The sequence below is a fragment of the Cohnella sp. OV330 genome (assembly GCF_900112065.1).
Taxonomy (GTDB): Bacteria; Bacillota; Bacilli; order Paenibacillales; family Paenibacillaceae; genus Cohnella.
The window spans coordinates 1-22360 of the sequence record NZ_FOKE01000013.1 but is presented as its reverse complement, the minus strand read 5'-3'; the positions used below and the strand labels follow the sequence as shown (position 1 = coordinate 22360).

Sequence of the window (22360 nt, the reverse complement as noted above, 5' to 3'; positions counted from 1 at the left end):
GCTCCTACCCCTCGCCGCCTCCTGTGATACTCCTGTGATACAATGGACAGCGACAAGCAGGACGGGATCGGGAGGGAAGCGCCATGTCCGAGACGGGTGCGTGGGGTTACGAATTGACGTTTTTGTTTGCGACGGCCTTCCGCGCGGCGGTAGACGAGCTTCACCGGGAGCTGGCCGCACAGGGGTTCGACGACGTGCGTCCGGCGCACGGGTACGCGTTTCAGAAGCTTTCGTTCGGCGGAGCGACGGGGATCGAGCTGGCCGAGCATCTGGATATGACCAAGCAGGCGGCCACCCAGATGATCGACTATCTCGAGGGGCGCGGCTACGTCGAGCGACGTCCGCATCCGAGCGACGGGCGCGGCAAGCTGGTCGTGCTCACCGAGCGGGGATGGGCCTGTATCCGGGCGACCGAAGCGCAATTCGCCGCCATCGAAGGAAGATGGCGCGAGCGGTTAGGGGAGCGCGAGGCTGAGCGGTTGGCGCAGAGCATGCGCGACATCGTCCGCTCCTTCGGCGAGGGCGCCTCGAAGTTCAGGCCGGTCTGGTAAACCCGTCTGCGTAAGGCTTTCTCCTCGCAATTCCGGTGTTTTGCAGGATTGGAGGAAATTGCTACCCGTTTGTAGAATGGTGTAGAAGAACGGCGTGCCGCGCCGGACGTCGCGGGCCGACGTCTAGCCGGCGGAGCATGCCGCGAATCTACATGCGACGGGAGAATGCCGATGAGCAGGAAGTTCCTGAATTCCCCGACGGCCTATGCGCTCGGGATGTTCGCGATGATGGTGCCCAGCCAGGCTTTCAGTTCGTTTTACACGTATTTTTACGTCGAAAAGCTGGGCCTGGCCGTGGGGCTGGCCACGCTCGCGCGGACGATCTACCTCATCTGGGACGCCGTCAACCAGCCGATGGCCGGCTACTTGTCGGACCGTACGCGTTCGCGTCACGGCCGCCGCAGGCCATGGATTTTCGCGTCCATCCCGCTGTTCATGCTGGCTTTCGTCATGGTGTTCGCCGTTCCGCCGAACCTTCATGATAGCGCTTTATTTACTTGGTTTCTCGTCGCGCTCATCCTCTTCGAGGCGGTCGCCACGATTTTATGGGTGAACTACGGCGCGCTTTTCCCCGAGCTCTTCACGGGCGACAGTCTGCGGGCGAAGGCATCCGCCGTCCAGCAGGCCTACCAGATCCTCGCCATTCTGATCGGCACGGCGCTCACGCCGATTCTCTACGAGGCTCTTGGCTTCGGGACGATGTCCGTCGTGTACGCGGCCGTATTCGGCATATTCATGACGATCTTCGTCCTGAACGTGCGCGAGGACGAAGCGTTCGCCAAGGAGGAGCCGCTGCCGCTCGTACAGGCGTTCCGCGAGACGCTGAAGAACAAGGAACTATGGCTGTTCTACGTGGCTTGCTCCTTTGCCCAGACGGTGAACGGCCTCGTCAGCTCGATGATCCCCTTCTACGCCAAGTACGCGCTCGGGGTCGGGGAGGACGACGTTACGCTGCTGATGGCGTCCGTCTTCGTATCGGTCATCCCGCTCGTCGCGGTGTGGTTCTATATCGTGAAAAAACTCGGCGGCTACCGCAGCTGGCGCTTCGCCTTCGTCGTCTACGGGCTGTCCGTCATCCCGCTTTGGTTCGCCAACAATTTGGGGACCGGCATCGCGGCCGGCATCTGCTTCGGCTTCGGATTGGCGGGCTTCCTCGTCTCCCCGGCGCTCCTCAGCAGCGAGATCATCGACCGGGATGCCCAGCGGACCGGACGCCGCAGAGAAGGGATGTATACGGCGGTCGGCGGCTTTCTCACGCGTTCCAGCGGCCTGATCTCGGCGCTCGCCTTTTTCGCCGTCGGGCAGATGTTCGGCTACGTGAGCGGCGACGAACCGGGACCGCATCCGGAGGAGACGTTCCGCTATCTGATTTGCATCGTTCCGCTTTGCCTGCTCGTCGTCTCGTTCGTCATTTCGCTGTTTCTCAAGCCGCAGCCGGTCATTACGGCTTCGCATGCGCAAGGAGGGATCGGCGCCTGATGGCCAAGCTGCTGATCTTGAATTGCGACGACTTCGGACAGAGCGCGCCCGCGAACGAAGCCATCATGCATCTGCTCGAGGAGCGCCGCGTCTCCTCGGCCACGATCATGACGCCCGCCCAAGGCTTCGACCAAGCCGCGGACTGGTGCAGGCGCCATCCCGAAGCGAGCATCGGCCTGCATCTGACCTTCACGAGCGAGTACGACGCCGTTCGCTTCTCGAGCCTGACGGGCCGCCCGTCGCTGCAGGATACGGACGGCTATATGTACAAGACCGTCGAGGCGTTCGAACGCGGATCCGTCAAAGCGGACGTCGTCGCCGAGATGAACGCGCAGTTCGACGCCGTCAATCGCGCAGGCATCGCCGTGACGCACGCGGACAATCATATGGGGAGCCTGTACGGCATTGTCACAGGCCGCAGCTATTTGCCGCAAGTCTTTTGGCAGTGCTCCCGCAGGGGGCTTCCTTTCCGGCTGTTCCGCCATATCGACCCTGAAGAAGCGCTGACGGCGAACGCGCCGGGCGTGGAGGCGACGCTGGCCAAGGCCGTCGCGCTGTGCGACACGCTCGGCGTGGCGGTGCCGGACTATCTGCTCAGCCATCCCTACGGGATCGAGCCGGGAGAGACGTACGATTCGTTTAAAGCGATGCTGATCGCCAAGCTGTACGCGTTGCCCGAAGGCGTCGTGGAGACCTACATCCACCCGGCGCTTCCGGACGCCGACCTCGGCGCGCGCATTCCGAATTGGGAAAAGCGGGTGTGGGAGTACAAGCTCATGCTCGATCCGGACTTCGCGGCGGCGATGCAAGAAGCGGGCGTGCAGCTGACGGATTACCGGTACGTGGCGGAAAAGCTGCGGCGGCCTCGGCTCGGCTCGGCGTTCAGACTGGCCAAGCTTGCGCTCGGCCGGGGATGATGGCGGGAGAATGCAAAAAGCGCGCCTTCGAACGGCTTTCGTTCGGAGGCGCGCCGCATTATTTATTCGTGCTGTGTTGGCGGGAAGACACCTTCTGTCCTTGCGTGCCCTGACCCTGATGCGCTTTGTTGCGCTTGTCCTTGCGTTGGCGGTCATGGACCTGCTCCACGAACGCATGCGTATCGCTCATGTCCGCGAACCCCCTTGGAATGACTGATCAATGATTTCTTTGTTTAAAATGGATCCCACCGCTAAAGACGCTCAGCCTCTGTTCTTGCCCTTCGCGCCGGTGCTGCATGCCGTATCCGCCGCGGACCGGAACTCTTCCTCGTTGCGCGAGCCTAGCTTGTCGCCGAACTGGTCCAATCTGCCGGGATGACCCGCAGGTCCGCCGTTTTCGGGTCTACTGTTGCGTCCGGACATATCGTAATCTCCTCCTCAACATCGATGCGAATGCCTTTGTAGTTTTCCTTGAGTCAAGCCGGATTATGCGGTTCGTTCGGGCGTTCGAGGTGTGACGAACTTGACACCGTGTGTTACAATTCGGGCATTGCCGGAGATAAGTTACAGCGCCGGCTCGGCATTCGCGCGACGCGTTTGGCGTATGCTGTAGGTGATGCCCGGAGGAACGATGAAGATGGAGAACAATACGAAGCAAAAAGACTATATGACGGGCGAGCGGCTCGAAGAGCGTCCGGACGCGCCGTCCGAATTCGAACGGGAGCTTGCCCTTGAACAAGCCCAGGAGCGCGAGCGGGCCGAGAAGGCGAAGCGCGGACGGCTGCTCTGGCTGGCCGTCGGCATCGTGCTCATCGCGGCCAACCTGCGCGGCGCCCTTACCGCGGTCGGCCCGGTGGTCGGCCGGATCAAGGACGACTTAAGTCTGTCCGGCGCCGGCGCCGGCATGCTGACGACGCTCGGCCTGCTCGCCTTCGCCGTGATCTCGCCGGCGGCGCCCAAGCTGTCGCGCCGCTTCGGCGCGGAGAACACGCTGCTCGCCGGCATGGCCTTAATCACGGTCGGCGTCATCGTGCGGGCCGCGCCTTACCCGGCGCTGCTGTTCGCCGGCACCGTCTTGATCGGCGTCGGCATCGGTTTGGGCAACGTGCTCGTGCCCGCGCTCATCAAGCGGGACTTCGCGAGCCGGGCCGGGCTCATGACCGGCATTTACTCTGTCGCGCTGACGCTCGTCGCCGGCATCGCGTCCGGCGTCAGCATTCCGATCGCGGACGCGCCGGGCTTCGGCTGGCGCGGCGCGCTCGGCGTATGGGGGCTTGCCTCGGCGCTGGCGATGGTCGCTTGGCTGCCGCAAGTGAGCCGCGGCCGGCGAGAGCGTGTCGTCCGCAGCTCGTCTTTGACGTCCGCGCGCCCGTGGCGTTCGCCCCTGGCGTGGCAGGTGTCGTTGTTCATGGGCTTTCAATCGATTATTTTTTACGTCAACGTCACCTGGCTGCCGGAGCTCTTGCAGGACCGCGGCATGAGCGCGGGCACGGCAGGATGGATGCTGTCGCTTATGCAAATCATCGGCTTGCCCGCGAACTTTCTGGCGCCGGTGCTTGCCGCTCGGCGTTCGAGCCAGCGGGGTATCATGGCGGTCGTGATGGCGATGCTGCTCGTCGGCTACGCGGGCTTGCTTTTCGATGCCGGCACGGGACCTCTGACGGTCGCGTGGGTTCTGCTGATCGGGATCGGCGCGGGCGCGAGCTTCAGCCTTTGCCTCGTGTTTTTCTCGCTGCGCACCCGGACCGCGACGGAGGCGACGGAGCTGTCCGGCATGGCTCAGTTCGTGGGTTATCTCGTGGCGGCGGTCGGCCCTGCTTTTATCGGCTTCGTGCACGACCGCTCCGGCGGCTGGCAGACGCCGCTCGTGGTAATGGTCGTCGTCGTAGCGCTTGCTGCGGTATTCGGGCTCGGATCGAGCCGCGCCGCCTACGTATCGTCATCTTCCGCACAGGCGTCTGCGGATTCGACAAGCGATGACACAAAATAGACACAATTAACCTTTTTAATTTTTTTACATCTAGGACGCAAACGGGTGTAAAATGGTGAACAAGGGTTCATTTCGACCTTCCGGATCGAAAACGAAGAAGCCAAAGGAATAGCGGCACGCCTTTTTATGTGAAAAATGGTACAAATGTCGCCCGCCTCCCCGTGCCCCTTCGTCCGCCGAGACGGAGAATCGCAAGAGACCGCATGACCTTACTGTAAAGGAGGACTTTGTCTCATGACTACCACACCGCAAACGCAAGGCGCCGAGCAAGCCGTCGACGCGCAAAAGGCCCAGGATGTGCTGGATCAACTGATGAAGCCGGAAGTTCAACAATCGCTCACTACGCTGGTGGACAACCTGCCCAAGCTGACCGAGATGGTGACGACGCTGACCGCGGCGTACGACTTCGCATCCGGCCTCGCGAAGGACCAAGTTTTCATCAACGACACGAAGGCGGGAATCGTCGAGTTTTTCACGCCAGTCGTCGACAAGGCCAAAGGCCTCGCATCCGCGGCCATCGAAGCGGGCGACCGCGCCGAAGCCGACACGCAGGCAGTCGGCCTGTTCGGCCTGCTCAAAATGCTGAAGGATCCGCAAGTGCAGAAGACGCTGCGCTATACCCAAGCATTCCTGAACGTACTGGCGGAGCGCCAGCAGCAACGCTAATCCCCAAACCACTGACTCACGAACGGAGGATGGACCATGGCTAAACAAATCTTGATCCTGGGCGGCGGTTACGGCGGATTGCTGAGCGCGCTGACGGCTCGTCAGCACCTGAGCGTCCACGAAGCGGCGATTACGGTCATCAACCGTTATCCGACCCACCAGATCATCACCGAGCTGCACCGTCTGGCTGCAGGCACGATCAGCGAACCGGCTGTCGCGCTGCCGCTGGCCAAGCTGCTGAAGAACCAAGGCATCAATGTGATCATCGATACGGTCAAGGAGATCAAGCCGAACGACAAAAAGGTAACGACGGCCGGCGGAGGCTCGTACACGTACGACAACCTCGTCATCGCCCTCGGCTCCGAGACGGCGTACTTCGGCATCCCGGGACTGCAAGAGAACAGCTTCGTGCTGAAGTCCGTCAGCGACGCCAACAAGATCCGCGAGCACGTTCATGCGCGTCTTGACGCCTACAAGGCGTCCAAGGATCCGGCCGACGCGACGATCGTCGTCGGCGGCGGCGGCCTGACGGGCATCGAGCTCGTCGGCGAGTTCGCCGACAAGCTGCCTGAAGTCGCGCGCGCCAAGGGCATCGACCCGGCCGACATCAAGCTGTACGTGGTCGAAGCCGGCCCGGCGATTCTGCCGATCTTCCCGCCGGAGCTTATCGCCCGCGCCCAAGCAAGCCTCGAGAAGCGCGGCGTCGAGTTCATCATCGGCGTAGCGATCACCGAAGCTTCCAAGGACACCGTCTCCCTGAAGGACGGCCGTACGCTGAAGTCCAACACCATCATCTGGACCGGCGGCGTCCAAGGTCACGAGATCGTCGCGAACTGCGGCATCGAAGTGAACCGCGGCCGCGCATCGGTCACCGATACGCTCCAATCGACTTCGCACCCTGAAGTCTACCTCGCAGGCGACTGCGCGGTCGTCATCCCGGGCGAAGGCGCGCGTCCTTATCCGCCGACGGCGCAGCTGGCTTGGCAAATGGGCGAGCTCATCGGCCACAACCTGGCTGCCGTGATCAAGGGCGGCGTGCAAGACACGTTCCAACCGGTATTCTCCGGTACGCTGGGCAGCCTGGGCCGCAAGGACGCGGTCGGCACGGTCGGCGCCAGCGGCACCCGCTTCAAGGGCTTCCCTGCGACGCTGATGAAGGAAATGAGCAACATCCGCTACCTGACGCACATCAAAGGTTTGTTCGCGGTGCTTGAATAGTCGTTACATTGTTAGTCGAATCGACTTACCGATCGTTCCTTGGCCCGGCGCATGCCGGACGGGGAACGATTTTTTTATATTTGCTTACTCGATAGCGAATCGCCGCGGCTGCATGCGGAATCGTGCAAAAGTGCACGATAGACCGGAGGAAAAGCTTTTGCTTGGAGCTATCGTGTAAATATGCAGGTTACAGCGCCTACTTTCGTCAAAATTGTTGATGATAAGGGTTATATCACGCAGATTTGCTTGATAGAAACGCAAAAGTAAACAAGACGGAAGTCTATCGTGCACTTTTGCGCGATGCACGGTGCGACGGCATGTTTTCGCCTATTGTTAGCGTGAAATAACGGTCTTGCCATTTCGCTCGATATCCGGTATTATAGTCCAAGTGATATTGAGAATCGTTATCGTTTACAAATGTGACGATAGCGCTTTACACCAAACATACCCTCCAAGGAGAGAATCCCTACATGTTTAAGCTTCGCAAATTCGGCCTGCTCCTCACGTTTATCCTGCTGCTCGTCAGCGTCGTCACCGCCTGCGGCAGCAAAAACGACAATAACGCATCGTCCGGCGCATCCCCGTCCGCGAGCGAGAGCGCGTCGGCTTCCGCGGGCGCAAGCGCTTCGTCCTCCGCCTCTGCATCGTCCGACGCGGGCGCGACAACGAAGAAGGTCACTGACGGAATGGGCCGCGAAGTCGAAGTGCCGGCGAAGGCGGAGCGCGTCGTCGCCATCTCCAACTTCGGCGATCTGCTGGCGCTCGGCGTCAAGCCGGTCGGCACGATCAACTATTACCTGGACAAGTACAAGGACGAGCCCGAAGCCGTCGCGGGTATCGAGAGCATAGGCGACCAAGACGCGGACAACGAGAAGGTACTGGCTGCGACGCCCGACCTGATCATCGTAAGCAACTACTTCAAGCCCGAAGTGGTCGACGCGCTGCAGAAGATCGCGCCGACCTATGCGACCACGTTCGGCCGCACGCCGTACGAGCAGTTGGACGATCTGGCTGCGCTGCTGAACGTCGAAGACCAGAAGCAGGCGTTCCTGGACGGCTTCAAGGCCGATGCCGCGGACGCCAAGGAGAAGCTGAAGGGCAAGATCGCGGAAGGCGAGAAGGTCGGCATTCTCCAATTCTGGAGCAAGAAGATTTACGAGCATCCGACCAAGGTGTTCACGCCGCTGTACGAAGATATCGGCTTCCAGCCGACCGAGCACGTCAAGACGCTCACCGCCACGACCGAAGTGACGCAAGAGGCCGTACCTGCCAACGTAGCGGATGCGGACCGGCTGTTCATCATGGTCGACGGTCAAGCGGACATCGACACGTACGACTCGCTGAAGGCTTCGGCATGGAAGAACATCCCGGCCGTCCAGAAAAACCAAGTGTACCTGGTCGACAGCGGCCACTGGAACGACTTCAGCGCCGCGGCGCTGCAATGGCAGCTGCGCGACGTCGTCAAACTGCTGGGCAAATAAGCGGGACAAGAGGAGTTGGCAGCATTTGCTGCCGGCTCCTTTTCTTTTCCGAATAACGGCGCGGGGATCGCGCAAGCTAGCATCATCCGACGAAAAGGTGGTGCGAGAGATGTCCAGAAGAAGGTCGCGGCGGCTCGCCGTCCCGGGCGCCGAGCAAGGCGTGAACGCGTTCAAGGCCGAGGTTATGCGCAAGGAAGGCTATGCCGTAGATCCCGCGCATCCGGACGACGTGAAGTACGAGGTCGCCAAGTCGCTTGGCGTGCCCCTGACGCCGGGGGACAACGGCCATCTCACGACCGAGGACGCCGGCCATATCGGCGGCAAGATCGGCGGCTCCATGGTGCGCGAGATGATTCGGTTGGCGCAGGAGAAGCTGTCGCAAAGACAGCCTTAACCGCGCCGCCATCCGCAAGAGACGAACCCGCCGACGCGGTTATCGCGTTCAGGCGGGTTTGTTTTTGCCGGCTTTTCCTATGCCGTCCGCTTCGTGATACAATGAGAGAACAAATGTTCCGGCGGGGAAGCACGACATGGCTTGGGGGACGGACGATATGCGGGGTACGGTCACGATCGCGGTCAGGCCGCTGGTCGAATACGCGCTGCGAAGCGGCGACCTGATTAGCGGGTTCCGCCAGGCATCCGCGCTGGCGGACGGGGTCAAGGCGCACCAGCAGGTGCAGGAAGCCTATGGCGAGCAGGATCGCCGCGAGGTTCAGCTGAGAGCCGAGATCGAGCATGGGGACTTGCTGTTCGTCGTCGAGGGGCGCTGCGACGGGCTCTTGACCGGCGAAGACGGCAGCGTGACGATCGAGGAGATCAAGTCGACCGGCGGGGACCTGCCCGCTTCGGAGACGGAGACGCCGGAGGTCCACTGGGCGCAGGCTTATTGCTACGCCTACATGCATGCGAAGGCGGAGGGCCTCGATCGGATCCGGGTGAGAATGACTTACGTGGAGACGCGGGGCGACGGAGGGGCCAGGAGATCCTTCGAGCGGACGGCCGACTACGAGGAGTTGGAGCGGCGCGTTCAGGTCTACGTCGAGCTGTATGCGCCGTTCGCGGAGCTTCAGCTGCGGCATCGCGCAGCGCGCGACGAGAGCATCGCCGGCTTGGCCTTCCCGTATCCGGCGTACCGCGCAGGACAGCGCAAGCTTGCGGGCGCGGTGTACCGGAGCATCGAGGCGGGCCACCAGTTGTTCGCGCGCGCGCCGACCGGCATCGGCAAGACGATGTCCACGCTGTACCCCGCCGTGAAGTCGATCGGCGAAGGGCGTCTCGCTCGGCTGTTCTACCTGACCGCGCGCACGACGACGCGCGCGTCGGCGGAGGACGCGCTGCGGCGCATGCAGGACGGCGGGCTGCGGCTGCACGCGGTGACGATCACGGCCAAGGACAAGCTTTGCGCGGCGGCGGCCGCCCAATCCGGGGGCCCGGGATGCGCCGGGGGCGCGTGCATGTACGCCGAAGGATTTTACGACCGCATCAACGGCGCCGTGCTTGACCTGCTGTCGAACGAGACGCTGATGCGCAAGGAGGAGCTGCTTCGGTATGCGGGGAAGCACCGCGTGTGCCCGTTCGAGATGTCGCTGGAGGTGGCGTACATCGCGGACGCCGTCATTTGCGACTACAACTACATATTCGATCCGCGCATCTCGCTCAAGCGCGTCGCGGCGGAGTGGAAGGCCGCCTGCGCGCTGCTCGTCGACGAGGCGCACAACCTGCCGGACCGCGCCCGGGAGATGTACTCGGCCGAGCTCTTCAAACGGGACTTTCTGAATCTCGTCCGCGCCTTCAAGGGAAGGGACGCCGCCGTTCATGCCGCAGCCAAAGCGGTCGACGCCGCGCTGCTCGCCGTGCGCAAGCGGGAGAACGGTCAGGGCGCGTTTCTGCTGCCCGAAGGGGTGCCCGAGGCGCTCGCCGATGCGGTCGAGGTGTTCGCGGCCGCGGCCGAGAGCGCGCTGGTCATGGCGGAGAGAAGCGGAAGCTTCGATAGAAGGGGGCCAGCGAGCGAGCGCGACGACGTCTTGCCCATCGCGATGAACGGCGAGGCTTCGCCGGAAGTAGCCGGGCGCGCTGCCGATTACGAATCCGCTTCAGCAAGCGGCGGCAGCCTCGAGGCTCTGAGGGGCGGGCCCGCAGCGCGCGATGAAAGTGCCGAGGCGCCGACGGACCCGCAAGAGATGCTGCTCGAAGCTTATTTTGCGGCGCTCAACTGGATGCGTACCGTCAAGCTATACGACCCGGAACGCCACGTCGTCTATGCCGAACGGCAGCGAGCGGATTTGAAGCTCAAAATCTTTTGCATGGACCCGTCCCGCCTGCTGCGCCAGATGCGCAAAGGCTACCGCTCGCAGATCAGCTTCTCCGCGACGCTGTTCCCGCTGAGCTACTACATGGATCTGCTAGGCGCCGAAGAGACGGACTATTCCGTATCGGTGCCGTCGCCCTTCCGAGCCGAGCAGTGGGCTACGGAGATCGTGCCCCTGTCCACGCGCTACGCGGACCGGGAGACGAGCCGCGAGCGGATCGCGGCCCGGATGCTGGGGCTGGCCGGCGGGCGGCCCGGACGCTATTTGTTCTTTTTCCCGTCCTACGCCTATATGAACGCCGTGTACGAGACGTTCCTGGCGCAGGGCGGACAGGCCCTGCGCACGATGCTGCAGCGGCCGGAGATGACGGAGGAAGAGCGAGACCGGTATCTCTCGGCGTTCGAAGCGGACGACGGCGAGGCGCTGATCGGCTTTGCGGTGTTGGGAGGCGTCTTCTCGGAGGGCATCGACCTGGCCGGCGACAGGCTGCAGGGCGTCGTCGTCGTCGGCGTTGGCATGCCGCAGCCGAGCTTCGAGCGGGATCTGATGCGGGCGCATTACGACGCCGCCGAATTGCCGGGATTCGACTACGCCTACGTGTACCCCGGCATGAACAAGGTGCTCCAAGCGGGCGGGCGGCTCATCCGGAGCGAGTCCGACAGCGGCGTGCTGGTATTGATCGACGATCGGTACAGACGGGCGCCATATAGTCGGTTGCTGCCCGAGGAGTGGGGCGCGGACGGGCGGGACAGATCATAAAATCCGCAGCGGAGCGTCAGCGCTCCGGCCTGCGGATCGGGATTTTTTAAAGATTGATATGTCCGGCCTTCATCGGGCCTTCTTCGCCGGCATGGTACACGTCGAGTCCGCCGTCGGGGCTCTCGAGCACCGCGTACGGACAGCAATCGTACAGGATGAGTCCGCGCAGCGTGCCTTTAACGGCGTAGGATTCATGATAGCCTTTTTTCAGATCGCCGAAGTCGTTGGCCGTATACACGTGCACGGTGTCTCCGACCTGCTCGGCATAGTTGTGGTTCGTCCGGTTGGCCGCCTTCTTCATCGGCTTGAAGGAGATATGGCCGCTCATGTATTCCTCGGTCGTATTCTTTTCCTTGCCTTTGGCGAACTCCGGCCACAGGTCGCTGAACACCGTCAAGCCGGCTTTGTCGTTGTAGACGAGGATCAGCGGGATCGTCGCCGGTCCGTAGGGCAGCGTGAACAGGTCGATCAGCTTGCCGTCGTGGAATTTGCCGTTCGTCTGGTACAGCTGCTTTTCGCTGTCGTGCACGAACACGCGGTTGCCGACCTGGAGGGCCGCGAACCCCTTTTCGCTGTCGGTCTTGACGACGGCGTCCGCCGCCTGGGCCGCTCCGGGCGCGATGAGCGCGACGGCCAGCGCCGCCGCCGCAGTCAGGCGAAGCGCGTTTTTGTTCAACTTCATGATTCGATCTCTCCTTCGTTCGTTCCGTCTCAAACGCCGCTGAAGCACGTTCGACTATGGCATATTGTGGCACGCAGATGCAGTAATTGGTAAGTTACCGGGGTCATGCGAAATGTAATGCGGATGAATGACGCGCGGGTTCGAGAAAAAGGCGGTCGCGAGACGCTGGAATGAGCGCGCGGGGAACGCGGCTTGGCGACGAGCGGGCGGCAACCGAGCCAAACGTTGGCAAATCAAGTATAATGGACATAACACTACTAACGAGATACGGAGCTGACAGCGTTGAGCAAGCCGACATCGACACCGGAAGGCCAGGCGGCATCCGCGGAATTGAAGCAATGCGTGAGCTGCTTCGAGCTTAAACCGATATCGGAGTTCCGCCGCAGATCCGGACGGCGGGCGGGGGCGAACGCGCGCAGGGGCATCTGCAAGCAGTGCAGGGCGTCCCTGCCCTCGGCCGCTTCCGGCGCGGATCTCGCGGCAGGCGAGACGAGCGTTCCGTCTGCCGCGGCCGAGGCGGGTATGCCCGCCGGCGGCTTCGCCGAAGGCCCGGCGCCTGGCGGTAAACGCGGCCGGCGACGGCGCGGGCTGCCTGCGGCTGCGCCCGAGGCTGCGCTCGACGAGGCGGCTGCGCTCGCCGTCGCGCCTGAGGAGGCGCCTCGCCCCGCGCGCAAGCGCCGGCGACGGCGCGGGGGAGCGCCCGTCGCGGCCGGCGATGCGCCGCAGCCACAGCCGGAGCCGGCCGCGCCCGCGGCGCCGGCGGAGGAGCAGGCTGCGCCAGCGGCTGCCGGCGCGCCGAAGCGCAAGCGCCGCGGCCGGCGCAAGCGCGGCTCGGCGGCAGCGGCCGGCGCGAGCGCGCTGCCCGCGCCGGAGCAGGCCGTGCCGGCGGCGGCGCCGGAGGAGCCGGCCGCGCTCGCGGCGTCGGGCGCGCCCAAGCGCAAGCGGCGCGGCCGGCGCAAGGGCCGCGGCGGCGCAGCGGCAGCCTCGCCCGCGCCCGCGGCGCAGCAGCCGGCCGAGGCTGCCGTGCTGCCGGCGGCGCAGGCAGCGCCCGCACGGGCGGCCTCGCCGCAGCCGAAGGCCGCCGCCGCGAGGCCGCAGCAGGCCAAGCAGCGTCCGGGTGCGCCGGCCGGAGAAGCTGCGCCGCGGGTCCAGCCGCGCGGCTCGGCCCGCGCCCGGGCGACCGCGCCGGGCGGCGCGGCGCGCGGCATCGACCCGCATGACGCGTCGCAGCTCCAGGCGACGCGCGAAGGGTTCGTCCGCATGCGCGGCCGAACCGACAAGGGGCGCGGCTGGTACCAGGAGATCGACCTGGAGATGGCGGTCACGCTGGTGCGGGAGCACGCGGCCGTCGTCGTCAATCGCCATACGATCCGCAGGCTGCTGAGCAACCGCGATTTCCGGCTGATGATCTTGAGCCGGGACAAGTATACCTGCTATTTTTGCGGCGAATACGGCGACACGATCGATCATCTGCTGCCGCGCTCCAAGGGCGGGCATACGACCCCGGACAACTGCGTCTGCGCTTGCAATCTGTGCAACCAGACCAAGGCGAACCGCGATTTGGACGAGTTCGTGGCGGCGGGCATTCCGGTCAAGCCGCTGGAATAGCGGTTGAGCTGCGATTTTCGCCGAATCTCGGCCGGACGGACAATAGATGCAATTCTGCATCTAATTCCAAGCGGCGTTCGAGCAGAACGGGATTAGCTGCAAATTCGCAGCTTTTACAGCGGGTTGCAGCCGTTTTTCGCGTATGGCGCTCCATTACCTGCATATTTGCAGCTAACTTTCAAAAATAGCAGGCGCGCAGAATGAATAGCTGCATTTATGCAGCAATCGCTGTGCCACTGCCGCTATGCTCGTTCTTCTGCGGCGGTTGAGCTGCTCGTCGGCAAGCAGTCCCGCTCGATGACAGGTCAGACGGTTCACGCGAACGGCGGATTCATTTAAAAAACCAAAACAGCTGTCACCGCTATTCTTCAACGCGGCAGACAGCTGTTTTTCGTTATCCTTGCGGCACCCACTTCGTGATCCGTCCCTCCGGCCCCCATTCCGCGACATAAATGGCGCCTTCGCCGTCTCCGCGTCCACCCCAGCTTTGCAGCCAGCATCCGTCCTTGTCGTAGCGGTGGATCAGATACCGCGTACACATATTCCGTGCCGGCCGCTTCGCGATGCAGGCAAAGCCCTTGAGCTAATCCGCCGCTCCCCGAATGCCGTTTTTGCGCGTATCCGTCATGGGGCTCAGCCCTCCTTCGCGAGCAGCGGGAATCGGGGGCCCGCGATGGGTTTGCCTATCTCTAATCCGCTCCCGTCGGTGATGACATGCGCGTCGCCGCTATAGGTGACGCCGTCCGGCATATAGATGATGGCTAACACGCGCCGCGGACGGTCCGTGGCGTTGGCGTGCGCATAGTGGAAGGTCAGGCCGTCATGGAACGTGCAGCTCCCCGCCGTAAGCGGCACGATCACGGGCTTCTGCGCTTCCGCCTGGCCGCTCTCGACGTAGTCGAATATATTTTGCGGGTCGACGAGGTCGATGCCCTTCAGCTTCCCCAGCCGGTTGGACTTGGGCACGAAGGCCATGCAGCCGTTGCGCGCGTCGACGTCGTCGAGCGTCAGCCAGAGCGACATCATGCCGGGATTTTTCTCGTTTACCGGCCAGAAGGGCGTATCCTGGTGCCACGGCGTCTCCTTCGAGTCTCCGGGCATCTTCCAGAGGCCGTGATCGTGAAAAAGACGGATGCCGGACGCCCCGGTCAGCAACCTCGCCGATTCCGCGAAGCGCGGATGCGCGGTATAGCGGCCCATGCCAGCGTGATCCCTCCACACGTTCACCTTCTGGTTCAGCACCCGGTAATAGAGCCCGCCCTTTTTGTCCGTATGGACGGCGCGGTCGCCGTCGTTCTGCATAGCCTCCTCTAGATACTCGCGAAGCTCGGCCAATTCCTCCGGCGTGATCATGTTGTCCACCTGCACGAATCCGTTGTCCCGATAGAAGTCGATATGCGCTTGCGTGATCGGCGTTTGTACTGTAGTCGGAATCGTCATCTCGCTCATCCTCCTTGTTGTTTGCTGTATTTCAAGCATAATGGGGAAAGGAGCGAGCTGGCATGGATGGAATTCCGCTCTATTTGTAAAAAGGTCGGAAATAAGGAGCGCTTACATGAATGTCCCGCAAAAGGTCGATTATCGCTTGCTGTCGCCTTACGTCCGCTATGTGCACGAGATCGTGATCTCCGCCGGCGCCCGAATCGCCGATCGGCATATTTACGATTACGAGTTCATTTTCGTCGTTCGCGGGGAAGGCAGGCTGCGGCTCGGCGAGCGCGTGCACGCGATGAAGGGGGGAGATCTTTTTTACATCCGGCCCCATCTAAGCAATGCGATGGAGATAACGGGGACGCAGCCGATGGATTGCTTTGCCGTGCATTTCGATTATATGTATCTGGGAGAAGGACATGAATTTTCGCCGTACGCGGTATACCTCGGGCAAGGCGCGGAGGAAGGCGCGGTACGCCTGGGCGACCGGCCTGCCGTCGAGCCGTCGGAGTTCGACGTTCCCGAGGCGATCGCGGTAGGCGACGTCAAAGGCTTCTACGAGACGTTCAAGGAGCTGAACGCCTGCTTCGGCCGCGCCGGGGTGGGCGCCGGACTGCGGCTGAAGTCGGTCATGCTGCGGCTGCTCGGGCTCGTGTACGAGGAGCTGATGACGCGGGAAGGCGTGCGGATCGGACATCCGCACGCGGACGCGGTGCTTGAAGCCATTCAGTACATGGAGGCGCATTATGCGGAGCGGATCGATGCGCAGCTGCTCGCGCGGCGGGCGGGCTTCTCGCCCAAGTACTTCGGCACGCTGTTCAAGCAGGCGACGGGCGCCGCGGTGTCGGCTTACCTGCTTCGCTTGCGCATGGAGCAGGCCAAGCAGCTGCTCGCGCAGCGCAAGCTCTCGGTAGAGGAGGTCGGCGCCCGCGTAGGCATCGACGACCTGTATTATTTCAGCAAGCTGTTCAAAAAAACGGAGGGCATGTCCCCGAGCAGGTACGCCTCGTCGATCGCTTGGCCGGCGGAATAGGAGCTGTTGGCCGGATCGCGGTCAGGCAGCCAACTTTTTGACTAGGGCGGCCGGCTGCTTTTGCGACCAGGCCTGCAGCGCCGTCGTCAGCAGCGGATCGTCGTTCGCCCAGCGGCCGTCCTGCTGCGCGAACTTGCCCTCGCTTGCTTTACCGGCGATGCGGTATAAGTCGGTCGCCTGCGCCTGATCGGCGCGAAGCATCAGCAGGTAGCTCTCTCCCGAACAGAGCAGGGAGCCGCCTGCGTTCGGGGATTGGACGATGCGGATATAACGCGCGGTGCCGCCCTTCAGCCAATCGCGCACCTCGAGCGTCGTGACCGCGGAGTTGCCGTCAAGCGCATGCGCTTCGGCGATGACGGTCCCCGTCACGATGGCATCGGCCGCGTTCATGAGGCTCAGCAGGCGGGCTGCGTCGCCTTGAACCGCGGGACCGCCCGCTGCGTCGCCTTGATCGTGCGCGGGAAGGTCGAGATGCACGGGCGGCAGCGGCACGATTTGTTCGGCGGGGGACAAGGCGAAAGAAGGCGTCAACGGGCCGTTCAAGAGCAAGCCGCCGGCGAGCAGGACGGCCGCCAGCAGGACGGTTCCGAAAAGTTTGATCGACATGAGGGACACCACCGTTTCCGAGTAGGTTTGACTTCTTGACGGAGCCGGGAAGGCAAATGTTCCACTTCGGTGCCAAAGAAAGGCCGATCAATATTTGGAAATGGCCGCGCGTCTGCCCATGCGAATAGTGAAGTTTAAATATAAAAATCAGGAAATATTAGATTTATATAGCGGTATCATATCCGCGCGGAACTTGTCGGAAAATCCCATTGGCGCGAACGATCAGGTGATATAATGGAAGCCTGAACGGAGGTGCCATCTCCATGACAGCATGGTTGTTCTTATTCGGCGGACTCCTCTCGCTCACTGGCGTCGCCTATGCATATAGCTTGCGGAAGATGCCGGGCGCGCTTCCGCTGTTCGCGCTTTTCGCCCTGACGGGGCTCATCATGTTCGCTTCGGGCAGGGAGGCGGCGCTCGTCGGCCTGGAGGACAAACTGCTGTGGCGCAACATTCAGCAGATCGGCTACCTTTACGCCCCGCTCGCCTTGCTCTGGCTTGCCCTAACGTATACGCGCGAAGGCTCCAGGCTGTCCCGACAGACGCTAGCCTTGACGCTTGCGATTCCGACGGCAGGCCTGATCCTCGTTTACACCGATCCGCTCCATCACCTGATGCGCACGAAGGTGTTTCTGGACGAAGCCGGCATGCTCGTCGCGCAGCGCACGATACTGAATCAGGCGATTTACGGATTCACCTTGCTCGTGTCGCTCGTCGGCCTATTCGTTCTCGTCCGAAGCGTATTCTACACGCGGGGAGTCCAGCGCAGGCAGTTGTTGTATCTGATCGCGGGGATGTGCGTTCCCTCGATGATCGCGCTCCTGCGCAGCACCGGCGTGATCGATCTGCGCGGCTACGCTTCGTCGATCGGCATCACCTATTTGCCGGGGCTCGTCATCATCGGCTGGGGCATGTTCCGCTATCATTTGTTCGACTCGGTTCCTTTTCCGCGCAACCGCCTGTTCGACATGATGAGCGAGGGGATCCTCGTGCTCGACGGGGAAGGACGTCTTCAGGATCTTAACGGTGCCGCGAGACGCATGCTTCGGGTCGACGGCGACGAATGGCAGGGACGGTATATCTCCGACACGCCGCTGCCTTCGGAGCGGTGGCTCGCGGCCCATCGGGACCGCGTCGAGATCGCCTCGTTCGACTTTGCCTTGGGGGAGGGGGAAGACGAGCGGCAGTTCACTGCCAAGATTAGGCCGATCCTCCACCGGAATCGCGCCCTGCTCGGCTCGCTGTCGGTGCTGACCGACCGGACGGAGGAGCGCCGCAGGGAACTCGCCCTTCGGCGCGCGGCCGTAACCGACGGCCTGACGGGCATCTACAATCGCAGCGGCTTCATTGCGGAGCTGACGTGCGTGCTGGAGACCGCCAGGGAGCGGGGGACGCCGCTCTCGCTGCTCGTCCTCGACATCGACAGCTTCAAAAGCGTGAACGACAGGTTCGGCCATCTGACGGGAGACCGGACGATTCGCGCCTTCGCGGATTCGGTGCGGACGACGACGGGAGAGCTGGGGCCCTTCGGCCGCATCGGCGGCGAGGAGTTCGCGCTGGCGCTGCCGGGACTGTCGGCCGGCGAAGCGTTCGAATGCGCGGAGCGCATCCGCCGAGGGATCGTAGGCACCGTGATCGCGGATGGACACGGCGGCACGTTCGGCATCACGGCAAGCATCGGCGCCGCTACCCTGAGGCCCGACGACCGAACGTTCGAGTCCCTTTATTCCAGGGCGGACGCCGGCTTGTACGAGGCGAAGCGTCTCGGGCGCAATGCGACGCGAGAAGGCGTCCCGTCGACGCTCCATGCCTAGCTCTGCATCCAAAAAAAGAGGAACGGCATCGAGACGCCGTTCCTCCTTTTCGTTTGACTATGCCATGTATTCGAAAAACAACGGCGTTCGCACGAACCGTTCGACCTCGCGGTCGTCCGCGCAGACGGCGCAGGCGAGGAGGAGCTTCATCAAAGCGGCCTCGGACGAAATGTTGCCGAGCGCGATCCCTCCGGCTCCGGTCAGGTGCGACGAAGAGGCGTACATATCGCCTTCGGGACTGCGCATCGGCACGAGATAGACGTCGACTCCGCGCTCGCGACAGTAAGAGATGAAGGGGACGAGCGATCTCCCCTCCGCGCCGTCCCGCGCGTTTGCGGTGCCCGAGTGATAGGTGTCGTGCAGCACGGCGCGCGGCGGGCGGGATTCGAAGCCGTATGCGCGGTAGTCCAGACCGGGATAAGGCTTAATGTACAGCACGGCCGGCCATGCTTCCTCCCGCGGCGGCGGCGCGGGAGGGGACGGCGGATTCCGGCGTGCGAGCTCCGCCCCCGCCGGGTTGAGCGGATGCGTGTTCGGCTCGAAGCGGCCGTCGCGCATGCGCCCGAACGGCGCCGCGTACGGCGCGTCGAATTGATCGGTGAACGGCAGCGCCTGCGTGATACGCGTGCCCAGGTAGACGACGGAGTCGCCCCGGTCGTCGCCGAACAGCGCGAAGACGCCGGGCAGTCCGGCGTCCGCGATGAAGTCGACCGACGCGGCGAAGTTGGCGAGCCCGTTGCTTCTCGGGTCGTCCAGCGGATAGTTGGCCGCCGTCAGCACGACGGGGAAAGGCGCGTCGCAGCACAGATAAGAGAGCATGGCCGAAGTAAAGGAGAGCGTATCGGAGCCGTGCGTGACGATGACGCCGGCGTAGCCGCCGTGGGCCGCGCGAATCGCTTCGGACAACGTTGCCCAGTCGCCGGGCACGAGGTTCTCGCTGAGCAGGTTGCAGGGCTGCGCGGTCTCGAAATCGATCTCTCGCGTTTTGGCGATTTGGGCATACTGCTCCATGAGGAAGTAGGAGCCCGACGCATCGACGTCGATGCCGTGCGCGCCGCGCCGGCTTCCGATGGTGCCGCCGGTGAAGAGGACTAAAATTTTAGCGGGCAATTTTGCGGACAAGTAAGCAGACATCCTTTCCGTTCATCGAATATCGGATTGCGGGCCCGTGGCGGCGTTCGTTAGGGGGCGTTCAGCCGATCGTTCAGAAGCTGTCCCAAATATCCGCGAGCGGGATATCCGCGCGGGCCATGACTTCGTCGGCCGCCCCGTAGTACATGCGGATCGTGTCGCCGGCCAGAATCGCGCCGCAGGAGAACACGACCTTGCCGAAGAAGCCGTTCACCTCGTAGTCGGCTTCAGGCGCCAGAATCGGTACGCGTGAGCGGGCCAGCACGCGCGCCGGATCGTCAAGATCCAGCAAGGCCGCGCCCATGCAATAGCGGCTATCCGCGTCGGCGCCGTGATATAGCGCGAGCCAGCCGCGGTCTGTCCGGATCGGCACGGCGCCGCCGCCGATGCGTCCGCCGTCCCAGAGGCCGGGACGCAAGCCCATCAGGTAGCGGTGGCCGCCCCAATGGAGCAGGTCCGGCGACTCCGCGACCCACATCTCTGGCGCGCCGATCGACTTCGGCACGGGACGGTGCAGCATATAGTATTTGCCGTTGATCCGCTCCGGAAAAAACATCGCGTCCTTGTTTTCGGGCGGAAGGATCATCCCGAGCCGCTCGTAGGAGACGAAGTCGCGGGTCGCCGCCAGCCCGACGCCGACGCCGCGGGAGCTGACGGCGCTATAAGTAATGTAGTATTTATCGCCCATCTGCGTGATCCGGGGATCCTCGATGCCCCATGCCTCGTCCTCGCCGGACGGGAACAGCGCGGGCGTCTCGTCGACGACGAACCGCACGCCGTCCCGGCTGCGGGCGGCGCGGAGATGCGACATCGAAGTGAGGTAGGCGTAGGAACCGTCATACCCTTTGATTACGCGCGAATCGGCAAAGTCGTAATTCGGGTCGTCTGCCGCCAATCGGACGAGCTCCAGCCGGCCGCCGCTCTCGTCGAGCATCGGCACCAGCACGGCGCCGGACTCCGGCTGCAGCGGCATCTCGGCCACGCGCAGCAGCAAAATAACCTCGTCCCCCAGTTGGGCGACGCCCGCGTTAAAGGCGCCTACGACCTGGAAATCCGGACGAGAAGGTTTGACATGACCGACGGTCACGATGGGACCGTCCGCCATACGAATGACTGCCATTTGACGCTCACCCCGTTTGCATCTTATTCTAACCCCATACTACTTTACAAGTACCCAATCTCCAAGCGAAGGCCTCCCGATGGGACCGCCGGCGCGGGAGGTGGCGGAGATCGAGGGAATCGATACGATGGAACCAATGAACGCACGCAGCGGAGAGATCGTCGAGGTGTGCCTGCTGGCAGGCAAAATCATGCTGGAAAACGGCGGGGAAACGTACCGCGTGGAGGACACGATGATACGGATCGCGTCCGCCTACGGCGCGGAGGGGCCGCAGAGCTTCGTCATGCCGACGGGGATCATGTTCGCCATCGAAGGCTCGGAGTCGGCGACGCGGCTCGTTCGGATCTCGCAGCGTTCGACCAACCTGAACAAGGTGACCGAGGTGAACGACATCTCCAGGCGCATCGCGGGCGGCCATCTGCGGCCGGCTGAAGCATGCAGGCTGCTCAAGGAAGTCGAGCGCGGCGCGCCCGTCTATCCGCTGGGCATCCAGCTCGTGCTGGCGGCGCTCGCAAGCGGTTGCTTTCTCATTCTGTACGAAGGGACCTGGCCGGACATGCCTGCGGCCATGCTCTGCGGCGGGACGGGCTTCTGGCTGCTCGGCCGGATGGCGAAGCTCAGCTCGATCCGGCTGTTCGGGGAGCTGATCGCGGCCCTCGCCGTCGGTCTGCTGTCCTATCTGGTCGTGCGGCTCGGCATCGGCCAACAGCACAGCACGATCATGATCGCGTCCGTCATGCCGCTCGTGCCCGGGCTGCTCATTACCAATGCGGTTCGCGATTTGATGGCGGGGCATCTCGTATCGGGCATCTCGAAGGGGGCGGAGGCGTTTCTGACGGCCTTCGCCATCGGCGCAGGCATCGGCATCGCGCTGACGCTGAATGGATAAGGGGGCGAGCGAGGCATGATCGCAGATTACTTATCGCAAACCATCGCGAGCTTCGTCGGCACGGCCTGCTTCGGCGTCATCTTTCAGATCCCGAAGCGCAGCTTGATTCAATGCGGCCTGACGGGGATGGTCGGCTGGCTCGTTTATTACGGCTTGATCCAGGCTAGCGCCGACCCGATCGCGGCCACCTGGGCGTCCGCCGTGCTCATCGGCCTCATCGCCCATTATCAGGCGATTCGCTTCAAGGTGCCGGTCACCGTATTCAGCGTATCCGGCATCATCCCGCTCGTGCCGGGCGGCATGGCCTACGACGCGATGCTGCGGGTCGTGCAGAACGACTATATGTCCGCGGTCCAGCTCGGGGCCAAGGCGTTCATGCTGTCCGGCGCGATCGCGGTCGGGCTGGTGTTTTCCGAGGTCGTCAATCAGCTGGTGAAAAGGGTGCGGATGGGGATGTCGCGAGTCGGCTGAAACGTCGCGAATAGGCTGCAAAATCGCGAATAAGCTGCAAGGTCGAAAAGGGCTTCGCCGAGGATGGCGAGGCCTATTTGCGGCAGGCAGCACGCAGAATGCGCGCGGCGGGGAGCGGAGTTGTGCGGAAAAACCGTGTAATTCCCGGCCGATCGCTGCTCGGGAACGGAGTTATGCGGAAAAACCGTGTAATTCCCGGCCAAAC

The 22360-nt window shown here is 63.2% G+C and carries 23 protein-coding genes; 14 read left to right on the top strand and 9 right to left on the bottom strand.

Features of this window, described 5'->3' with window-relative positions; genetic code table 11:
* Window positions 1-83: 83 nt before the first annotated feature.
* The 3 genes from BM235_RS25875 (at window position 84) to BM235_RS25865 (ending at window position 2947) form a co-directional block, all read left to right on the top strand.
* The gene (locus BM235_RS25875; protein ID WP_090117147.1) at window positions 84-551 is read left to right on the top strand and encodes a MarR family winged helix-turn-helix transcriptional regulator; all 468 of its coding nucleotides are present in this window, start codon (window positions 84-86) and stop codon (window positions 549-551) included.
* Window positions 552-722: 171 nt separating this feature from the next.
* On the top strand, window positions 723-2030 hold the full coding sequence (locus tag BM235_RS25870) for an MFS transporter (RefSeq protein ID WP_090117146.1): 1308 nt from the start codon (window positions 723-725) through the stop codon (window positions 2028-2030).
* Complete coding sequence (locus BM235_RS25865) at window positions 2030-2947, top strand: polysaccharide deacetylase family protein (protein ID WP_090117145.1); 918 nt, start codon at window positions 2030-2032, stop codon at window positions 2945-2947. The genes BM235_RS25870 and BM235_RS25865 overlap by 1 nt, the downstream gene beginning before the upstream one ends.
* A gap of 58 nt (window positions 2948-3005) precedes the next feature.
* Here the strand turns inward: BM235_RS25865 and BM235_RS25860 are convergent, their stop codons facing one another.
* Window positions 3006-3137, bottom strand: coding sequence for a DUF4023 family protein (locus tag BM235_RS25860; RefSeq protein ID WP_090117144.1), 132 nt, complete (start codon window positions 3135-3137; stop codon window positions 3006-3008).
* 71 nt (window positions 3138-3208) lie between these two features.
* Entirely contained in the window at window positions 3209-3370 is a 162-nt protein-coding gene (locus tag BM235_RS32200; protein WP_177244289.1) for a hypothetical protein, read from the bottom strand.
* Window positions 3371-3584: 214 nt separating this feature from the next.
* On the opposite strand from BM235_RS32200, the gene BM235_RS25855 reads away from it, so the two are divergent.
* From BM235_RS25855 to BM235_RS25830, 6 genes are all read left to right on the top strand, one after another.
* A complete protein-coding gene (locus tag BM235_RS25855; protein WP_255374603.1) occupies window positions 3585-4937 on the top strand; it encodes a CynX/NimT family MFS transporter in 1353 nt (450 codons plus the stop codon).
* A 234-nt stretch (window positions 4938-5171) separates the two neighbouring features.
* Window positions 5172-5603 carry a DUF1641 domain-containing protein gene (locus BM235_RS25850; RefSeq protein ID WP_090117143.1) on the top strand — a complete coding sequence of 144 codons (432 nt, stop codon included), beginning with the start codon at window positions 5172-5174 and terminating at the stop codon, window positions 5601-5603.
* Window positions 5604-5639: 36 nt separating this feature from the next.
* A complete protein-coding gene (locus BM235_RS25845) occupies window positions 5640-6821 on the top strand; it encodes an NAD(P)/FAD-dependent oxidoreductase (protein WP_090117142.1) in 1182 nt (393 codons plus the stop codon).
* Window positions 6822-7291: 470 nt separating this feature from the next.
* Window positions 7292-8302, top strand: a complete 1011-nt coding sequence (locus tag BM235_RS25840) for an ABC transporter substrate-binding protein (RefSeq protein WP_090117141.1) — start codon at window positions 7292-7294, stop codon at window positions 8300-8302.
* 109 nt (window positions 8303-8411) lie between these two features.
* Window positions 8412-8696, top strand: a complete 285-nt coding sequence (locus BM235_RS25835) for an alpha/beta-type small acid-soluble spore protein (RefSeq protein ID WP_090117140.1) — start codon at window positions 8412-8414, stop codon at window positions 8694-8696.
* Between the two features lie 136 nt (window positions 8697-8832).
* A complete protein-coding gene (locus tag BM235_RS25830; protein ID WP_090117139.1) occupies window positions 8833-11370 on the top strand; it encodes an ATP-dependent DNA helicase in 2538 nt (845 codons plus the stop codon).
* A 46-nt stretch (window positions 11371-11416) separates the two neighbouring features.
* On the opposite strand, the gene BM235_RS25825 is transcribed toward BM235_RS25830, so the two are convergent.
* Window positions 11417-12052: a hypothetical protein gene (locus tag BM235_RS25825; RefSeq protein WP_090117138.1), complete on the bottom strand. Its 636-nt coding sequence runs from the start codon at window positions 12050-12052 to the stop codon at window positions 11417-11419.
* Between the two features lie 282 nt (window positions 12053-12334).
* Here BM235_RS25825 and BM235_RS33015 point away from each other — a divergent pair, with 282 nt between their 5' ends.
* The gene (locus BM235_RS33015; protein WP_369803551.1) at window positions 12335-13660 is read left to right on the top strand and encodes an HNH endonuclease; all 1326 of its coding nucleotides are present in this window, start codon (window positions 12335-12337) and stop codon (window positions 13658-13660) included.
* A 394-nt stretch (window positions 13661-14054) separates the two neighbouring features.
* On the opposite strand, the gene BM235_RS32190 is transcribed toward BM235_RS33015, so the two are convergent.
* Entirely contained in the window at window positions 14055-14201 is a 147-nt protein-coding gene (locus BM235_RS32190) for a hypothetical protein (protein ID WP_158543784.1), read from the bottom strand.
* Between the two features lie 92 nt (window positions 14202-14293).
* Window positions 14294-15100 (bottom strand): phytanoyl-CoA dioxygenase family protein, encoded by an 807-nt coding sequence (locus tag BM235_RS25815; RefSeq protein ID WP_158543783.1) that lies wholly within the window; start codon window positions 15098-15100, stop codon window positions 14294-14296.
* Window positions 15101-15215: 115 nt separating this feature from the next.
* On the opposite strand from BM235_RS25815, the gene BM235_RS25810 reads away from it, so the two are divergent.
* Window positions 15216-16124: an AraC family transcriptional regulator gene (locus tag BM235_RS25810; protein ID WP_158543782.1), complete on the top strand. Its 909-nt coding sequence runs from the start codon at window positions 15216-15218 to the stop codon at window positions 16122-16124.
* Window positions 16125-16145: 21 nt separating this feature from the next.
* Here BM235_RS25810 and BM235_RS25805 read toward each other — a convergent pair whose 3' ends face one another.
* A complete protein-coding gene (locus BM235_RS25805; protein ID WP_090117135.1) occupies window positions 16146-16730 on the bottom strand; it encodes a hypothetical protein in 585 nt (194 codons plus the stop codon).
* 263 nt (window positions 16731-16993) lie between these two features.
* Here BM235_RS25805 and BM235_RS25800 point away from each other — a divergent pair, with 263 nt between their 5' ends.
* Entirely contained in the window at window positions 16994-18544 is a 1551-nt protein-coding gene (locus BM235_RS25800; RefSeq protein ID WP_090117134.1) for a GGDEF domain-containing protein, read from the top strand.
* A gap of 57 nt (window positions 18545-18601) precedes the next feature.
* On the opposite strand, the gene BM235_RS25795 is transcribed toward BM235_RS25800, so the two are convergent.
* Window positions 18602-19666, bottom strand: coding sequence for an asparaginase (locus BM235_RS25795; RefSeq protein WP_158543781.1), 1065 nt, complete (start codon window positions 19664-19666; stop codon window positions 18602-18604).
* A gap of 82 nt (window positions 19667-19748) precedes the next feature.
* Window positions 19749-20795 (bottom strand): glycoside hydrolase family 130 protein, encoded by a 1047-nt coding sequence (locus BM235_RS25790; RefSeq protein ID WP_090117132.1) that lies wholly within the window; start codon window positions 20793-20795, stop codon window positions 19749-19751.
* Window positions 20796-20922: 127 nt separating this feature from the next.
* Here BM235_RS25790 and BM235_RS25785 point away from each other — a divergent pair, with 127 nt between their 5' ends.
* Together BM235_RS25785 and BM235_RS25780 are read left to right on the top strand one after the other, a co-directional pair.
* Complete coding sequence (locus BM235_RS25785) at window positions 20923-21684, top strand: threonine/serine exporter family protein (protein WP_369803558.1); 762 nt, start codon at window positions 20923-20925, stop codon at window positions 21682-21684.
* A gap of 15 nt (window positions 21685-21699) precedes the next feature.
* Window positions 21700-22155 carry a threonine/serine exporter family protein gene (locus BM235_RS25780; RefSeq protein ID WP_090117131.1) on the top strand — a complete coding sequence of 152 codons (456 nt, stop codon included), beginning with the start codon at window positions 21700-21702 and terminating at the stop codon, window positions 22153-22155.
* Here the strand turns inward: BM235_RS25780 and BM235_RS32380 are convergent.
* The coding region (locus BM235_RS32380; protein WP_218161361.1) for a hypothetical protein at window positions 22110-22360 on the bottom strand (251 nt) is incomplete at its 5' end. The two genes, BM235_RS25780 and BM235_RS32380, sit on opposite strands and share 46 nt — an antisense overlap.